Origin of the sequence: Colwellia sp. BRX10-3 (assembly GCF_014077505.1) — a bacterium.
In the GTDB taxonomy this organism is placed as follows: domain Bacteria; phylum Pseudomonadota; class Gammaproteobacteria; order Enterobacterales; family Alteromonadaceae; genus Cognaticolwellia.
In genome coordinates this window covers 1103390-1121138 of record NZ_JACGWA010000001.1, presented here as the reverse complement: position 1 = coordinate 1121138, position 17749 = coordinate 1103390, and the positions used below count along the sequence as shown (strand labels likewise).

Sequence of the window (17749 nt, the reverse complement as noted above, 5' to 3'; positions counted from 1 at the left end):
CCAAATACTATTTTCTAACTAGGTTCAGTAAAGCATGATCGACAGCCATTTTTCTAACACAGATCAGCAATTAGATGCGATTGGGCTTCGCTGCCCTGAACCTGTGATGATGTTACGTCTTCAAATTCGTAAAATGGCTGTAGGTGAAACGCTTCTGGTAAGTGCTGACGACCCGTCAACCGCAAGAGATATTCCAAGCTTTTGTCGTTTCATGGAACATCAACTTATTGAACAACAAGTTAAAGAAATGCCTTTTCAGTATGTCATTAAGAAAGGATTGTGATATTAAATAATCAGCAGATGGACTTCCGCTTTGCGCATAAAGTGAACATTAATTTTATATTGCTAACGGCAGCAATCTGCTGAAAGGTCATTTCAACTAAATCATCCAGTTGATTTGGAATTAGTACCCTATTATCATTATTTTTAAAAACATTAAAAATTCTTCTTATTATGAAAAGGCTTAACTTTTTATATAATCAATTAAGTTTTACAAATTAGATTTCTATTTTAATGGTGTTTGGTAAAAATCAAAAAGGGAATGCCTTAGCATTCCCTTTTTAGTTTTTAACTTTTAATTGTCCACAGCTATTTATTGTAATAGTGAAATATCAGCAATCGCAAAAAAGCTATTACGAATTTCACTTAGTAACGTCAGTCGATTAGTTTTAACTTGTTCGTCATCTGCCATGACCATGACATTATCAAAAAAGTTATCAATTGGTTGTTTCAACGCTGATAGCTCAGTTAATGCGCCTTGATAGTCTTTTGCAGCCATTAATGGGGCTATTTTAGCTTTTACTACTGTAAATGCAGACGCAAGCTCAGTCTCAGCAGTTTCAGTGGCTAAATCAAGATTGAACGCGTTAAAAAGCTCGCCACTAAATTTAACTAAGATATTACCAACACGTTTATTAGCGGCTGCTAATGTTGCTGCTTCTGTTAAAGTTTTAAAATGCGTTACCGCATGAATACGCTTATTAAAGTCTAATGGTGCAGACGGTGCATTTGCTAAAACGGCTTGTATAACATCAACACTAATATTTTGATCTTGATAGTAAGCACGGTAGCGCCCAAAAACAAAATCAAGCACTTGTTTAGTTACGTCTTGGTTCGTAAGTTTGTCTTGATAAAGCTCGACACTTTTCGCTACTAAATCAGCAATATCTAAATTAAGGTCTTTCTCGATGATAATACGGATTAAGCCAATGGCCGCACGGCGTAAAGCAAATGGGTCTTTATCGCCTTTAGGTGCTTGGTTAATACCGAATATACCGACTAAGGTATCTACTTTATCAGCAATAGCTACAGCGCAACCTATGGTTTGTTCTGGCAGTGTGTCACCAGCGAAACGTGGACGATACTGATCTTCAAGTGCTTGTGCAACGGCAGCGGGTTCGCCATCATGCTGAGCATAATATTTACCCATGGTGCCTTGCACTTGTGGAAACTCAAGTACCATATCTGACATTAAATCAGTTTTACTCAATAAACCTGCGCGATGTGCCATGGCTGTATCGTCACCTATGACACTAGCAACGAATTCACTTAAGCTAGCAATGCGCTCTGACTTAGCTTTTACCGTACCGAGTTGTTTTTGGAACAATACAGACTCTAAACTTTCTAATCTTGATTCAAGTGATTGTTTTTTATCTGTTTTAAAGAAAAACTCTGCATCAGCCAAACGTGGACGAATTACCTTCTCATTCCCCTTAATAACTTGGCTTGGGTCTTTACTATCTATATTTGACACAAAAATGAACTTATTCAACAAGTTACCTTCAACATCAGTAACCGGAAAGTATTTTTGATGATCTTTCATCGAATAAATTAATGGCTCTGCTGGTACATTCAAAAACTCTTCATCGAAGCTACCTGTCAATACAACTGGCCATTCAACTAATGAAGTAACTTCTTCTAGTAACTCATCGTCAGGTAAAACGATACCGCCAATTTCTGTTGCTGCTGCATTAATTTGTTTTTGGATAGTTTCTTTACGTGCTTGGTAGTCAACTACAACATGTGCAGCTTTTAACGCACTTTCATAATCATTCGCATGACTTAATGCCACCACACCGTGATGATGAAAGCGGTGACCAGTCACTAAGTTGTTAGAACGAATATTTAAAGACTCACCTGGAATAATACTTGAGCCGTACATCAATGTTAATGTGTGTACTGGTCTAATAAATTGAGTTCTACCTGAGCCCCAACGCATAGGTTTAGGTACAGGTAATTTTGCAATGGCATTGTTAACCATAGTTGGAATTAGTTGCTCTACATGCTTGCCTTGCTCAATCGTTTTATAAAGTAGCCACTCACCTTTATCGGTAACCAAACGCTCAGCTTCTGCAACCGTAATACCATTTGATCGCGCCCAACCTTCTGCTGCTTTACTTGCGTTACCTTCAGCGTCAAATGCTACGTTTACCGCTGGTCCACGCTTTTCTATGGCTTTATCGGCTTGGTTCGCTATTAAGTTATCAACCTTTACGGCTAAACGTCTTGGTGTTGCATACCAGTGGATATCAGAATAAGTTAGTTTAGCATCGTCTAACTGCAACTTAATATGTTCAAAGAAAGTAGTTGCTAAGGTTTTTAATGATTTCGGTGGTAACTCTTCAGTACCTAGTTCAATCAGAAGTGTTTCTGTAGTCATTATGATTGTTCCTTAGTAGTGTTACCATTTACTGAATTGTTTTTACAAAGCGGAAATCCAAGTTCTTCACGTTTCGTATAATAAGCTTGTGCACAGGCTTTAGATAACGTTCTGACCCGCAAAATGTAACGTTGACGTTCTGTTACTGATATAGCATGACGAGCATCAAGTAAGTTAAAAGCATGAGACGCTTTCATCACTTGCTCGTAAGCCGGCAATGCTAAACCTGCTTCAATCAATTTTTCACTGTCTTTTTCACATTGGTCAAAAGTTTTAAATAATGCGTCAACATCTGCATGTTCAAAGTTGTAAGTTGATTGCTCAACTTCATTTTGATGAAATACATCCCCATAAAGCACTTTACCCATAGGACCATCAGCCCATACGAGATCATAAATACTATCTACGTTTTGAATATACATAGCTAAGCGTTCTAAGCCGTAAGTTATTTCACCGGTAACGGGAGCACACTCTAAACCACCAACTTGTTGGAAGTATGTAAATTGTGAAACTTCCATACCATTTAACCAAATTTCCCAACCTAAACCCCAAGCGCCCAATGTTGGTGATTCCCAGTTGTCTTCAACAAAACGAATATCATGTACAAGCGGATCGACACCCATCTCTTTTAAAGAGTTAAGGTAGAGCTCTTGTATATTATCTGGAGAAGGCTTTAGCATTACTTGAAATTGGTAATAATGTTGTAGTCGGTTTGGGTTTTCACCATAGCGACCATCCGTAGGACGTCGACATGGTTGCACATAAGCACTACTCATTGGTTCAGGACCAATAGAACGTAAAAATGTCATCGGGTGAAATGTGCCTGCCCCTACTTCTAAATCTAATGGCTGAACTATGACACAGCCCTGGCGTGACCAATAATCTTGCAACTGCAATATTAGTCCTTGAAAGGTCTTTACATTAAAGGTACTCATAACATTCCGAATCTATGGTTATAGTGTAATAAATATGGCTAATTATACCGTTTGTCGCTTTATTAGCCTAGTGTCCTTGCTTAGATGTTTTGAATTTATTTACTCAAAAATACAAGGTTAGAAACAAAAAATGCCCGATTTGATGATCGGGCATTTTTATCTATACAATTTTACAGGCTAGACATCTAAGTTAGCTACTTTAAGTGCGTTTTCTTCAATGAAGTGTCTACGCGGTTCTACATGGTCACCCATTAAAGTAGTAAATAATTGATCCGCAGCAATAGCGTCTTCAATAGTTACTTGTAGCATTCTTCGTGATTCTGGATCCATGGTTGTTTCCCATAATTGACTTGGGTTCATCTCACCTAGACCTTTGTAACGTTGAATGTATTGGCCACGTTTTGACTCAGCCATTAACCAATTTAAGGCTTCATCAAACTCAGTAATTTGCTTAATTTTTTCGCCACGTTTAACGTAAGCACCTTCTTCCATTAAGCCATTTACTGCTTTGTTTAAACTTTGAATTGATGCAAACTCTTTTGAGTCAAAAAATTCATAGTCACAGTCATACACCGTATCAATACCGTGCTTACGAACATTAAAGCTTGGGTAGTAAACATTACGCTCTGGGTCTTGCTTAACTTCAACAGTATAGATAGAACCATTACCGTCTTGGTCAGATAACTGTTTAAGTAAATTTGCTGTCCAAGATTCAACTTTATCTTTATTGTTAAAGTCTTCAGTAGAAATCACGTCACCGTAAATCATTTTCTCTAGAATATCAGCAGGAATCAAACGAGAAACACGCTTAATAGTTTCATGAGTTTTACGGAACTGTTTTACTAAATTCTCTAAAGGTAAGCCTGATAACGCCGGTGCAGATTCATTTACATGTATTTCTGCATTCTCTAGAGCAAGCGTTGTTAAATATTCAGTTAAACCATTTTCATCTTTTATGTAACGTTCTTGCTTACCTTTTTTCACTTTATAAAGTGGTGGTTGAGCAATATAAATATAGCCACGTTCCATTATTTCTGGCATTTGACGATAGAAAAATGTTAGTAATAATGTACGAATGTGAGAACCATCGACATCGGCATCGGTCATGATGATGATGCTGTGGTAGCGTAGTTTCTCAGGATTATATTCGTCACGGCCAATACCACAACCTAAGGCTGTGATTAACGTACCTACTTCTTGAGAAGATATCATTTTATCAAAACGCGCTTTTTCTACGTTAAGAATTTTACCTTTCAATGGCAATATAGCTTGGTTTTTACGGTTACGTCCCTGCTTGGCTGATCCGCCAGCAGAGTCCCCTTCCACAATATATAGTTCAGACAGTGCAGGATCTTTTTCCTGACAATCAGCTAACTTGCCCGGTAAACCTGCAATATCTAATACACCTTTACGGCGTGTCATTTCTCTCGCTTTGCGAGCTGCTTCACGAGCGCGAGCAGCATCAACAATTTTCATAATAATAGTGCGAGCGACAGAAGGTTTTTCTAATAGGTATTCACCTAGTTTCTCACCCATAGCTTGTTCTACTGCAGTTTTTACTTCTGAAGAAACAAGTTTATCTTTAGTTTGAGAAGAGAACTTTGGATCAGGGACTTTAACTGATATTACTGCCGTTAAGCCTTCACGAGCATCATCACCAGAGGCACTTGTTTCCGTGCTGCCACCTTTCTTGGTTTTATTCAAACCTTCTTTAACCATGTAGCTATTTAGCGTACGGGTTAATGCTGTACGAAAGCCACTTAAGTGAGTACCACCATCGCGTTGAGGAATATTGTTCGTAAAACAATGAATACTTTCTTGAAAGCCATCGTTCCATTGCATTGCCACTTCAACAATAATGCCATCGTCTCGCTCTAAATCGAAGTAGAAAATTTCTTCATTAACTGGAGTTTTGTTAGTATTTAGATAGTCAACAAACGCTTGAATACCGCCATCAAATTGAAAGTGATCCGATTTTCCAGCTTCGCGCTCATCAATAAGTCTAATTGATACGCCTGAATTCAAAAATGATAGTTCACGAATTCTTTTAACTAAAAGGTCATAATGAAATAATACATCGGTAAATGTATCTTCACTTGGCCAAAATCTTACTTCTGTACCATTTTTATCACTTTCGCCTACAACTTTCAAAGGCTCTTGAGGAATACCATGGTGATAAAACTGTTCGAATAATTTACCATCACGACGAATATTCAGTTTTAATTTGCTACTTAAAGCATTTACTACTGAAATACCCACACCGTGTAAACCACCAGAGACTTTATAGCCTGAGTCTTCACCACCGAACTTACCACCAGCATGAAGTACTGTCATGATAACTTCCGCTGCTGATATACCCTCTTCAGGGTGAATTTCTGTAGGAATTCCACGACCATCATCTTTTACAGATACTGAACCGTCTAAGTGAATTTTAACAATAATATCACTACAGTGACCTGCAAGAGCTTCATCAATTGAGTTATCCAATACCTCAAATACCATATGATGAAGACCTGTGCCATCATCGGTATCACCTATATACATCCCTGGTCTTTTGCGAACTGCATCTAAGCCTTTAAGTACTTTTATACTTGCCGAGTCATATTCATTTTCTATTGTCATAGCTTCTAGCCTACTCACTAATTACTGATAGTTTGCCATGTTTCACGTGAAACATTTTATAGTTTTCTTTCTGTGGAACGAGTTGTTCTACTGCTGTTTTATCAATTGCGGTTATGATCACCTGACATTCAATTTCTGCTATCGCATTATTTAATAACACCCTAGAATTAATATCTAGTTCTGCACCTACATCATCAATTAATAAAATTGGTTTTACTAGGTTAACTCTTTCTATTAACTTTGCTTGTGCAAAAGTTAACGCTAGTAAAAACAACTTCTGTTGTCCTCGTGACAACTGGTTATCTATCGAAGCACCGTTTAGTAAAAATCGAACATCAAATTTTTGTGCACCGAACAAACTATAACCGTTAGCTAATTCTTTTTCTTTATATTGTTGTAGAACATCAAATAAACTTTTCTTGCTATTCCAGCCCTGCAGATATTGAATAACAATTTCGTCGGATACTGAAGGTAACATTATTTTAAGCCAATAACTTAACTCTTTAGTCAACTCTTGAACATATTCTGCACGAAGGTTTGCAATTATTTGAGAGCTGTCAATAAAGACCTCAGTCCAATACCCTAAAGTACTATCTGATGCTTTACTACGTAAACAAGCATTACGTTGTTTAAGTATTCGTGAGAACTCTTTCCAGTGATCTGAAAATGAATGTTTCACGTGAAACAATCCTAAATCTACAAATCTTCTTCTTTGCTTTGGTCCGCCAAAAAATATTATAAAACTTTCTGGTGTAATAACTTGCACGGCTATATTTTTTGCTAAAACAGAAAACTTAGTCTGCTTTTCACCATTAATTCTAATTTCGGTATTTGCTGTAATTTGGCCATGAAAAATCTTACGTACACCCATCTGGCAGTCTTTATTTGTTCTTGCACTAACAGTAAAGCTATTTTTATTATGCTGAAGCAAGTTTTCTACTTTTGAACTACGAAACGACTTGCCGTGCCCTAAATAAAATATGGCCTCTAGTAAACTGCTTTTACCACTACCATTATCGCCAATAATAAAATTTAAATCTGAATGTAATTCTACTGAAACACTTTCTATATTACGTAAATCTTGAATAATTAATTTACCAATACTCATTACAATCGCATTGGCATAACAACATACAAGGCTTCTCCAGTTTCACTACCTTCGATAACAACGCTGCTGTTAGCATCTGCTAAGGTAAATTTAACATCGGTTTCTTTAATGGCATTGAGTACGTCTAAGACATAACTAACATTAAAACCAATTTCAACTTCCTCGTAAGGAAAGTCAATTTCAATCACTTCTTCTGCTTGTTCTTGCTCAGGGTTGTTAGCCGTAATCTTTAGCTCTGTAGTTCCAAAGTTAAGACGAACACCTTTAAATTTTTCGTTAGATAAAATAGACGCACGAGACAATACTTGTCTAAGAACATCTTTATTAGCATTAAGGATTTTATCACCGTTACGCGGCAATACTCGACGATAATCAGGAAAACGTCCATCGACAAGTTTGCTGGTAAATGAAAATTCACTATCTATAATTCGAATATGGTTAGAACCAAGAAAAACCTGTACGGGTTCATCAACAGGATCTAATAAACGAATTATTTCTAAAATACCTTTACGTGGCACTATCACTTGTCGAGCTGGTAGTTCAAGTTCAGGGTTAGAAATTTTACAAATAGCTAATCGATGGCCATCAGTTGCAACAGAGCGAATTTCGTGACCTTCTGTCTCAATCGACATACCATTTAAATAATAACGAACATCTTGGTTCGCCATAGAGAAATGGGTACTTTCTATCAAGCGTAATAATTCAGACTTTAATAGTTTGAATTCAACATCACCTTTCCATTGTTCAATATTTGGAAAGTCATTGGCTGATAACGTTGAGAGTGAATATTTACTGCGACCTGTACTTATTTTAATAACATCATTATCAGATTCAAAGGTAAGCATGGAATCATCTGGCAAGCTTTTACAAATATCAAGGAGCTTACGTGCTGGGATAGTCACTTTTCCATCCTCTGCATGATTTTCTACCGTAGCATAAGCCACCATCTCTAACTCTAAATCAGTAGCTGTTAGCGTAAGTGATTGCCCACTTACATCAAAAAGTATATTCCCTAAAATAGGTAGCGTACTTTTCCGTTCTACAGCTCCAGAAACCAATAACAAAGGCTTCAACAGTAATTCTCTATTCAATGAAAATTTCATTTCTGACTCACTTTTAACTTACTTATTATTATGATGACAATGTTCTGGTTAAATTTGAATAATCTTCTTTAATATCATGAGATTCTTCACGTAAAGCTTTTACCTTGCGGCAAGCATGCAATACAGTTGTATGGTCTCTACCACCATAAGCATCTCCAATTTCAGGTAAACTATGATTAGTTAACTCTTTAGATAATGCCATGGCAATTTGTCTTGGTCTAGCTACTGAGCGATTTCTTCGCTTAGAAAGTAAATCGGCAACTTTAATTTTATAGTATTCAGCAACAGTGCGTTGAATATTATCGATAGTCACCAATTTATCTTGTAAAGCTAATAAATCACGCAGTGCTTCTCTGACAAAATCAATCGTTATGGCTCGGCCAGTAAAATTAGCATTTGCAATCACCCTATTCAAGGCGCCTTCCAATTCACGCACGTTTGAGCGTAAACGTTTGGCGATAAAAAATGCGACTTCATCAGCCAAGTTAATATGACTTTCCTGTGCTTTACGTTTTAAAATGGCGACACGAGTTTCAAGCTCTGGCGGTTCAATTGCGATAGTTAAACCCCAACCGAAACGTGATTTTAGACGATCTTCAACGTCAACTTCTTTCGGATAACGATCACTGGTTAATATTATTTGCTGATTACCTTCAAGTAAAGCATTGAAAGTATGAAAGAACTCTTCTTGAGTTCGATCTTTACCAGCAAAGAATTGAATATCATCGATAAGCAAAGCATCAACTGAACGATAATATTGTTTAAATTTTTCCATAGCATTATTTTGTAGCGCTCGTACCATATCTTGTACAAATCGCTCTGAATGCATATAGGCTATTTTTGCATTAGGTTTATTAAGTAAAATACCATTACCAACCGCATGCAATAAATGGGTTTTTCCTAGGCCTGTGCCACCATAAATAAATAAAGGATTATAAGCTGCACCAGGGTTATCAGCAACTTGTGACGCGGCAGCGCGAGCCAATTGGTTTGATTTACCTTCAACAAAATTATCGAAAGTATATTTAACTCTGATATTAGTCGTTTTAGGTAAATTACTTTCCGGTGCTGATGTATCTCTGTTCGTTGGTCTAATATTGGGCTGTATTTGGCTAATGCTATTTTGAACATTAGTTTTTTGAGTTGGAATACTACCAACATCGAAACGCAATAGAGGTGGATTTGAACTGTCTTGCATACCTACTAGTTCGTTAATGCGATTTACATACTTATCTCTGACCCAGTCCAAAACAAAACGATTTGGCGCATATAACGTCATAATATTGTCTGTAATCACACACTGTAGTGGGCGTATCCACATACTAAATTGTTGTGCGGGTAATTCTTCTTGAAGAACAGACAAACATTTTTGCCAAAGTGTATGATCCAACAACCGACTCCTGATAAATACTATGCGTCCTGCATTTAATAACGTGAAAATATGAACGGTAAAAAAACAGAATAGTAAAAAAACTAATTTTTATAATTAGCCTATTATCTCTATAGTTATCCACAACATCAATATTGACTTTTAAATAAATCACTTTTATTTTCACTTATTTTTCTTAAACTCAATTAAATTAAGCACCTTGCCTATTCTTAATAGCCAAATAATGCTAAAAAAGTTTCAATATACTATTTAATTATTACTAAAAATCAGCAAGGTTATTAGATAGGAAAATGGTAAATTGTTATAAAACTGTGGATATATTTTAGATCTGGACGATCCGCAAACGATCTTTGAAAAAAAGCTAGTGAATAAGCATTGACAAAGTATCATTCTCTATATAGAATTTCGCCTCATTTTTAGACCCAGTGTGCTCATGAAGGCTGTTTTGCCAGGGCAACAACAACAGACGGATTAGCGTAATGAAAAGAACATTTCAACCTAGTGTATTAAAACGTAAGCGTAACCATGGCTTCCGTGCTCGTATGGCTACAAAAAACGGACGTGCTGTAATTTCACGTCGTCGTGCTAAAGGCCGTGTAAGCTTAAGTGCTTAATCTTTTAACTTGCAATTTAAGTTAAAGGAATAGTAACCGCTATGGTTACTTATGAATTTAATCGGGAGTCACGCCTGTTGACTCCCGGTCAATTTCAAGCTGTGTTTTCAAAACCTCTTCGTTTTGGCTCTAGCCACATCACAATTCTCGTCACACCAAATTCTGATAATAATAACCGTCTCGGTCTTGCCATTGCTAAAAAACGGGTTAAATTAGCTGTACAACGAAATCGTATCAAACGACAAATTCGCGAGAGCTTCCGTTTAAATCAACATGACCTCCCCCATATAGATATAGTCGTTATGGTAAAATCTGGTACTGACAAGCTCGAAAATGCAGAAATTAATCAGCAATTGGAAAAAATATGGCGCAAAGTAATTCAACGCCACAAAAAATAGCTATTACCTTTGTAAAAGCTTACCAGCGTTGGGTTAGCCCATTGCTTGGACCCAATTGTCGATTTGATCCAACATGCTCTTTTTACGCGATAGAAGCAATTAATCGCTTTGGTGTGATAAAAGGTTGTTGGTTAGCAAGCAAACGTATACTAAAATGCCACCCACTCCATGCGGGAGGACTAGATCCCGTGCCACTATCAAAAAAAGAGAAATAAGACATTATGGAATCCCAACGCAGTTTTCTTTTTATTGCGCTTATGGTTGTTACCTATTTGCTATTTAATCAATGGCAAACGGACAATGCTCCAGTTATTGAGCAACCAGCAGTAACTCAACAAACAACTCCAAGCAATAATAACGGTGAATTTGTTCCTGAGTCATCAGTGACAACAACGTCTATTAGCAATGAAAAAAAAGTAGTTAGTGCTACATTAATTACCGTAAAAAATGATGTTTTATCACTAAAAATTGATACTAATGGTGGTGATATAGTAGAAGCAAAATTACTTAAGTTCTATACAGAACAAGGTAATGGCATACCTTTCACTATTTTACGTAACGACCGTGATCGTTATGTAGCACAAAGTGGTTTAACGGGTGCACAAGGGTTAGACCGTATAATTCCAGGTCGACCTATTTATCAAACATCTGCAACCTCATATCAAGCCAATACAAATGGACCACTAGTGGTTGATTTAAAATATGTTGATACAGCGGGTTTATCTGTGACCAAGCGCTTTACGCTTAACCACGATAGCTATGCTATTAATGTTGAATATTTAATACAAAATAATGCTAGCACTCCTGCAAGTGTGCAAATGTATGCCCAACTTAAGCAAACAACTTTGATTGACAGTGGAAGTGGTTTAATTCCAACGTACAAAGGCGCTGCTTATTCAACCACAGAAGACGTATACGAAAAGTATGACTTTGATGATATAGCTGAAGCGAACTTAAATGTTTCAACTCAAGGTGGCTGGGTTGCCATGTTGCAACACTATTTTGTTTCATCTTGGGTGCCTGAAAAATCATCAAATAATCAATTGTATACTAGCTACTCAAGTAACAAAGATGCGGTTATTGGTTTTAAAGCTCCAGCAATAACCGTTGAGCCAAATAGTACAGCTACAACGTCAGCAATTTTTTATGTCGGTCCAAAAGACCAAGATGTATTGGAAAGCATCGAAGAAAACCTTGATCTGACTATTGATTACGGATTTTTATTCATGATCAGCCAACCACTATTTTGGTTGCTAATAAAAATTCAGTCTATTGTAACTAACTGGGGTGTAGCAATAATCATCATTACCCTTATCGTTAAAGGTGGTATGTATCCATTAACGAAAGCACAATATACTTCAATGGCTAAAATGCGTGCACTACAACCAAAAATGACGCAGCTCAAAGAACGATTTGGTGATGACAAACAAAAAATGTCACAAGCTATGATGGAACTTTATCGTAAAGAAAAAGTAAATCCTGCTGGTGGCTGTTTACCTTTAATTATTCAAATGCCAATTTTCCTAGCATTGTATTGGGTATTTTTGGAAAGTGTAGAATTACGTCATGCGCCATTTATGTTGTGGATACAAGATCTATCAGCACAAGACCCGTTCTACATTTTACCAGTACTAATGGGTGTTAGTATGTTCATTATGCAAAAAATGCAGCCAATGACAGTGCAAGACCCAATGCAACAAAAAATAATGCAATATATGCCGGTAATGTTTACGGTATTCTTTTTCTGGTTCCCATCAGGATTAGTACTTTACTGGTTAGTCAGTAACATTATTTCAATTGTACAAATGAAAATAATATTCTCGGGCATCGAAAAGAAAAAAGAAAAAGAAAAGGCCAAAGCGAAATAACATTATTTTGTCTTCTAAAAGGTAGCTTAGGCTGCCTTTTTTTATGAGAAAAATTCAATAATTTAATAACATTATCAGCTGAGTAATACTCAAAAACCCAAACAAAAACTCAGTGCGCATTTCATGCAAGTAATTAACGGTTTATAATATCGGCAATTAAAGAATTTAACGTTAAATGAGAACATGTCATGTCAGACCTAGCTTTTTCGTCAAGCCATAAAGAAACTATCGCAGCACAGGCTACAGCCCCTGGCAGAGGTGGTGTTGGAATCATCAGAATTTCAGGGCCTGAAGTTAAAAATGTTGCTCAAGCCATTTTGGGTAAAGTACCAGAATTAAGAAAAGCAGAATATTTAACCTTTAACGATCACAAGGGAAAAGCGTTAGACCAAGGAATCGCAATATATTTCAAAGGGCCTAATTCATTTACTGGTGAAGATATTTTAGAGCTGCAAGGCCATGGCGGGCCGATTATATTAGATATGTTATTAAAAGAAATTTTGGCCTTACCTAAAGTGCGTATGGCAGGTCCTGGTGAGTTCAGTGAACAAGCATTCCTTAATGATAAGCTGGATTTGACTCAAGCCGAAGCTATTGCAGATTTAATTAACTCAAGTTCAGAACAAGCAGCACGATGTGCTTTACATTCACTACAGGGCGATTTTTCAAAACTGGTACACCAAATGGTGAACGACACCATACATTTACGCATGTATGTTGAAGCAGCCATTGATTTTCCTGAAGAAGAAATTGATTTTCTCGCCGATACAAAAGTAGTTAACGACTTAAAAGCAATTATTGCGCAAGTAGCTGAAGTAAAAAATAAAGCCCAGCAAGGCAGTATTATACGTGAAGGTATGCGCGTAGTTATTGCGGGTCGACCTAACGCCGGAAAATCGAGTTTACTTAATGCGCTAAGCGGTAAAGAAAGCGCAATAGTCACCGACATTGAAGGCACTACTCGTGATGTACTGTCTGAACAAATCCACATAGACGGCATGCCACTACACATTATTGATACTGCTGGATTAAGAGAGAGTGTTGATAAGGTTGAACAAATTGGTATTGAACGGGCATGGCAAGAAATAAAGCAGGCAGATCGTGTCTTGTTAATGATTGATTCTGCACATGATGAAACAGATGATCCAAAAGCAATCTGGCCGGAGTTTTTTGAAAAATTGCCCGATAATATAGGTTTAACTGTTATTAGAAATAAAGCAGATATTAGCCAAGCAAAAACTGGTTACAGTGAGTTAAACACAATACCAACGGTAACCTTGTCAGCTAAAACAGGCAAAGGCATTATAGAGCTAACTGAGCACCTTAAACATATCATGGGTTATCAAGGTAGCACTGAAGGTGGTTTTATGGCGAGACGACGCCATTTAGTCGCGCTTGAACAAGCTCATCAGCACCTAGAAATTGGCTTAGAGCAACTTGAATCTTATGTTGCCGGCGAAATACTGGCGGAAGAACTAAGATTTTGCCAACAGGAACTCAATAAAATAACGGGTGAGTTCACCAATGATGACTTGTTAAGCGAAATATTTTCATCCTTTTGTATCGGTAAATAATTTTTAATAGCGTTAAAATTTCAATAATAGGAACGATAAATGAGCTCATTTCAAGTAATTGTTGGCAGTATGTTAGGCGGTTCTGAATATGTTGCAGAAGCCTGTGAAGAAACATTAACAGCACTAGGTCATCAAGTTGAACTACATTTCGAGCCTGAATTTGCGCAAATATTAAGCAAAAATCAAACTTGGTTAATTTGTACTTCAACTCATGGCGCTGGAGACTACCCCGACAATATCCAAGCATTTGCTACAGATCTTGAAAATAGCGAGCAAGATCTATCCTCAGTTAAGTTTCTAACGATCGGTATTGGAGATTCAAGTTATGATACCTTTTGTTATGCAGCAAAAAAATTAAATAAACTACTTTTATCAAAAGGTTGTATTGAAATAGTATCTTTAATTACACTAGATATGAGCGAAGATATAGATCCAGAAGAGCAATCTCAAGCCTGGCTAAATGAAAACAAAGATCATTTATAACCTACTTACCCATAAGTTATTAACAATTACCCATCATTAAAAACGCTATTGTGGATAACTCTGGGTAAAAGCTATTAATTTTCTATTATTATTCAGTGTATATAATCTAAGTTTATTTTACTTGTGGATAACTAGCCATTTTGATCATAGCTTATAACTGAGTTGATCAAAGCTTGATCACAAGAATGGACATCTATTAATTATTTGTTTTATAAAAGGAAAAGTGACTTATCAACAGAAAACAAGGATCCTAATAAGTAATAATAATAAGATCTTTAAATAGATCTTTATATATTATTTAAGGATCAAGCTTAGATCTTTTCCTAAATTAGATCATTCCCCTGAAGCAAAAAAAGCGCTAAAATATCGCTCTTAATTATTTAATAGAAAACAATCTAAGGTCAGTAATTTATGTGGTATCAAGAGTCTTATGACGTAATTGTTGTTGGTGGTGGACATGCTGGAACAGAAGCGTCACTTGCAGCAGCACGCATGGGATGTAAAACATTATTGTTGACTCACAACATTGATACGCTTGGCCAAATGTCATGCAACCCAGCGATTGGTGGCATTGGCAAAGGTCATTTGGTTAAAGAAATTGATGCGCTTGGTGGCCTGATGGCGACTGCCGCTGACCATGCAGCGATCCAATTTAGAACCCTGAATGCTAGCAAAGGCCCTGCTGTACGGGCAACTCGTATACAAGCAGATCGAAATTTATATCGAAACTTTGTTCGTAACTATCTAGAAAACCAAGAAAATTTAACTATATTTCAACAACCTTGTGATGATCTTATTTTAGAAAATAATAAGATCGTGGGTGTTTCTACTCAAATGGGGTTGAAATTTAAAGCTAAAAGCGTGGTTTTGACTGTAGGTACTTTCCTCGCAGGTCAGATCCATATTGGCTTAAATAATTACCAAGGTGGAAGAGCAGGTGATCCTGCTAGCGTTAATCTTGCTGCTCGTTTACGTGATATGCCATTTAGAATTGATCGTTTAAAAACGGGTACGCCACCCCGCTTAGATGCGAGATCGCTTGATTTTTCAGTAATGGCAGAACAACCAGGTGATGATCCTCGCCCGGTATTTTCTTACATGGGCTCTGCAGAGCATCATCCAGCACAGGTTTCATGTTTCATTACTCATACCAATGCCAAAACGCATGAAATTATAAAATCAGGCTTAGACAGATCACCTATGTACACCGGTGTTATCGAAGGAATTGGCCCTCGTTACTGTCCATCAATTGAAGATAAAATACATCGCTTTGCAGACAAAGACAGTCATCAAATATTTGTTGAACCTGAAGGTTTAAACACTCACGAAATTTATCCAAATGGTATATCTACAAGTTTACCGTTTGATGTACAGATGGATCTTGTTAGATCGATTAAAGGTTTTGAAAATGCTCATATAACCCGTCCAGGATATGCAATTGAATATGACTTTTTCGATCCTCGTGATTTGAAGCAAACACTCGAAAGTAAATTTGTTGAAAACCTTTATTTTGCTGGTCAAATAAATGGTACAACCGGCTATGAAGAAGCAGGTGCACAAGGCCTTGTTGCAGCAACCAATGCAGCAGCAAGAGTGCAAGGAAAGGAAGAACTGGTATTAACAAGAGATCAAGCTTACATGGGCGTTCTTATTGATGATTTAGCAACTCTAGGCACTAAAGAACCTTATCGCATGTTTACCTCTCGTGCGGAATATCGCTTATTGTTGCGTGAAGATAATGCTGATATACGTTTAACTGAAAAAGGACGTTCTTTAGGTCTAGTCGATGATTTACGTTGGCAACGATTTAATGAAAAAATGGAAAATGTAGAGTTAGAGCGCCAACGTTTACGGTCAACTTGGTTACAGAAAGATCATCCTGCAGTTGCTCAAGTTAATGAATTACTGAAAACACCATTAAGTCGTGAAAACAGTTTAGAAGATCTTGTTCGTCGCCCAGAAGTTAGTTATGACGTTTTAGTTTCTATTGAAGGACTAGGACCTAAACTTGCTGATAAAGAAGCCGCAGATCAAATTGAAATTCAAATAAAATATGCGGGTTACATTGATCGCCAACTCGATGAAATAGCTAAAAAGAAACGTCATGAAAATACTCTAATCCCAATGGATTTTGATTTTACCCAGATATCGGGCTTGTCAAATGAGGTTGTCGCAAAGCTTTCTGATACTCGGCCTGAAACTATTGGCAAAGCATCGCGTATTTCTGGTATTACTCCAGCAGCAATTTCGTTATTATTGGTTTATCTGAAAAAACATGGCTTATTACGCAAAAGCGCTTAAAGAGCCAGCATAAATGAAAGATTTTACCTTATGACATTATCTGAACAGCTCGTTGCTCTGATTAAAGAAACCTCACTTGAGGTTTCAACAGAGCAAATATCCTTACTTATCCAGTATGTTGAATTATTAAATAAATGGAATAAGGCATACAATCTCACCTCAATACGCGATCCTAAAGATATGATAGTCAAACATATCATGGATAGTTTAATGGTAGGTCCATTACTTAAAGGACAATCATTTATTGATGTTGGAACCGGGCCTGGTTTACCAGGAATTCCACTTGCTATCTTGTATCCTGATCGTAATTTTGTATTATTAGACAGTTTAGGAAAAAGAATTACCTTTTTAAGACAAGTTGTTTTCCAATTAAAACTCAATAATGTAACACCGGTTAAATCACGGGTGGAAGATTATCATCCAGAACAGCCTTTTGATGGTGTGCTCAGTAGAGCATTTTCATCATTGGTCGACATGGTAACTTGGTGTGAACATTTAGTGAGTGTTGAACATGGTCGATTTTTGGCCCTGAAAGGTATTTATCCTAGTGACGAAATATCAGCTTTACCAATTAATATATCTGTTACAAATAGTTATGCTATTGTCGTTCCTCAGTTAGAAGGCGAGCGCCATTTGATTGAATTAGTTAAATCATAAATAATAATAAACTTTGATCAGAAAAGTATTGAGGATC

General features: G+C 36.9%; 15 protein-coding genes. 9 read left to right on the top strand and 6 right to left on the bottom strand.

Annotation, left to right across the window (positions count from 1 at the left end; genetic code table 11):
* Positions 1 to 34 precede the first annotated feature (34 nt).
* Positions 35 to 283, top strand: coding sequence for a sulfurtransferase TusA (tusA, locus tag H4J38_RS04990; RefSeq protein ID WP_182129970.1), 249 nt, complete (start codon positions 35 to 37; stop codon positions 281 to 283).
* Positions 284 to 592: 309 nt separating this feature from the next.
* Here tusA and glyS read toward each other — a convergent pair whose 3' ends face one another.
* The 6 genes from glyS to dnaA all read right to left on the bottom strand — a co-directional run bounded on the left by glyS (position 593) and on the right by dnaA (position 9748).
* Complete coding sequence (gene glyS / locus H4J38_RS04985; RefSeq protein WP_182129969.1) at positions 593 to 2659, bottom strand: glycine--tRNA ligase subunit beta; 2067 nt, start codon at positions 2657 to 2659, stop codon at positions 593 to 595.
* Positions 2659 to 3594: a glycine--tRNA ligase subunit alpha gene (glyQ, locus tag H4J38_RS04980; protein WP_182129967.1), complete on the bottom strand. Its 936-nt coding sequence runs from the start codon at positions 3592 to 3594 to the stop codon at positions 2659 to 2661. Before glyQ ends, glyS begins: the two co-directional genes overlap by 1 nt.
* Positions 3595 to 3771: 177 nt before the next feature.
* A complete protein-coding gene (gene gyrB / locus H4J38_RS04975) occupies positions 3772 to 6216 on the bottom strand; it encodes a DNA topoisomerase (ATP-hydrolyzing) subunit B (RefSeq protein WP_220465410.1) in 2445 nt (814 codons plus the stop codon).
* Positions 6217 to 6226: 10 nt separating this feature from the next.
* Complete coding sequence (gene recF, locus H4J38_RS04970; protein WP_182129965.1) at positions 6227 to 7324, bottom strand: DNA replication/repair protein RecF; 1098 nt, start codon at positions 7322 to 7324, stop codon at positions 6227 to 6229.
* Entirely contained in the window at positions 7324 to 8427 is a 1104-nt protein-coding gene (gene dnaN, locus H4J38_RS04965) for a DNA polymerase III subunit beta (RefSeq protein WP_182129963.1), read from the bottom strand. Before dnaN ends, recF begins: the two co-directional genes overlap by 1 nt.
* A 28-nt stretch (positions 8428 to 8455) precedes the next feature.
* Positions 8456 to 9748 carry a chromosomal replication initiator protein DnaA gene (gene dnaA, locus H4J38_RS04960; RefSeq protein ID WP_404842588.1) on the bottom strand — a complete coding sequence of 431 codons (1293 nt, stop codon included), beginning with the start codon at positions 9746 to 9748 and terminating at the stop codon, positions 8456 to 8458.
* 548 nt (positions 9749 to 10296) lie between these two features.
* On the opposite strand from dnaA, the gene rpmH reads away from it, so the two are divergent.
* From rpmH to rsmG, 8 genes are all read left to right on the top strand, one after another.
* Positions 10297 to 10431 (top strand): 50S ribosomal protein L34, encoded by a 135-nt coding sequence (gene rpmH / locus H4J38_RS04955; RefSeq protein WP_182129960.1) that lies wholly within the window; start codon positions 10297 to 10299, stop codon positions 10429 to 10431.
* Between the two features lie 41 nt (positions 10432 to 10472).
* On the top strand, positions 10473 to 10829 hold the full coding sequence (rnpA, locus tag H4J38_RS04950; RefSeq protein WP_182129958.1) for a ribonuclease P protein component: 357 nt from the start codon (positions 10473 to 10475) through the stop codon (positions 10827 to 10829).
* Positions 10796 to 11044 carry a membrane protein insertion efficiency factor YidD gene (yidD, locus tag H4J38_RS04945; protein WP_182129956.1) on the top strand — a complete coding sequence of 83 codons (249 nt, stop codon included), beginning with the start codon at positions 10796 to 10798 and terminating at the stop codon, positions 11042 to 11044. Before rnpA ends, yidD begins: the two co-directional genes overlap by 34 nt.
* Positions 11045 to 11050: 6 nt before the next feature.
* Positions 11051 to 12697: a membrane protein insertase YidC gene (gene yidC, locus H4J38_RS04940; RefSeq protein ID WP_182129955.1), complete on the top strand. Its 1647-nt coding sequence runs from the start codon at positions 11051 to 11053 to the stop codon at positions 12695 to 12697.
* Positions 12698 to 12885: 188 nt separating this feature from the next.
* Positions 12886 to 14271: a tRNA uridine-5-carboxymethylaminomethyl(34) synthesis GTPase MnmE gene (mnmE, locus tag H4J38_RS04935; protein WP_182129953.1), complete on the top strand. Its 1386-nt coding sequence runs from the start codon at positions 12886 to 12888 to the stop codon at positions 14269 to 14271.
* A 39-nt stretch (positions 14272 to 14310) separates the two neighbouring features.
* Complete coding sequence (mioC, locus tag H4J38_RS04930) at positions 14311 to 14754, top strand: FMN-binding protein MioC (protein ID WP_182129951.1); 444 nt, start codon at positions 14311 to 14313, stop codon at positions 14752 to 14754.
* Between the two features lie 411 nt (positions 14755 to 15165).
* On the top strand, positions 15166 to 17055 hold the full coding sequence (mnmG, locus tag H4J38_RS04925) for a tRNA uridine-5-carboxymethylaminomethyl(34) synthesis enzyme MnmG (protein ID WP_182129949.1): 1890 nt from the start codon (positions 15166 to 15168) through the stop codon (positions 17053 to 17055).
* A gap of 30 nt (positions 17056 to 17085) precedes the next feature.
* Entirely contained in the window at positions 17086 to 17712 is a 627-nt protein-coding gene (rsmG, locus tag H4J38_RS04920; RefSeq protein ID WP_182129947.1) for a 16S rRNA (guanine(527)-N(7))-methyltransferase RsmG, read from the top strand.
* Positions 17713 to 17749: the final 37 nt, after the last annotated feature.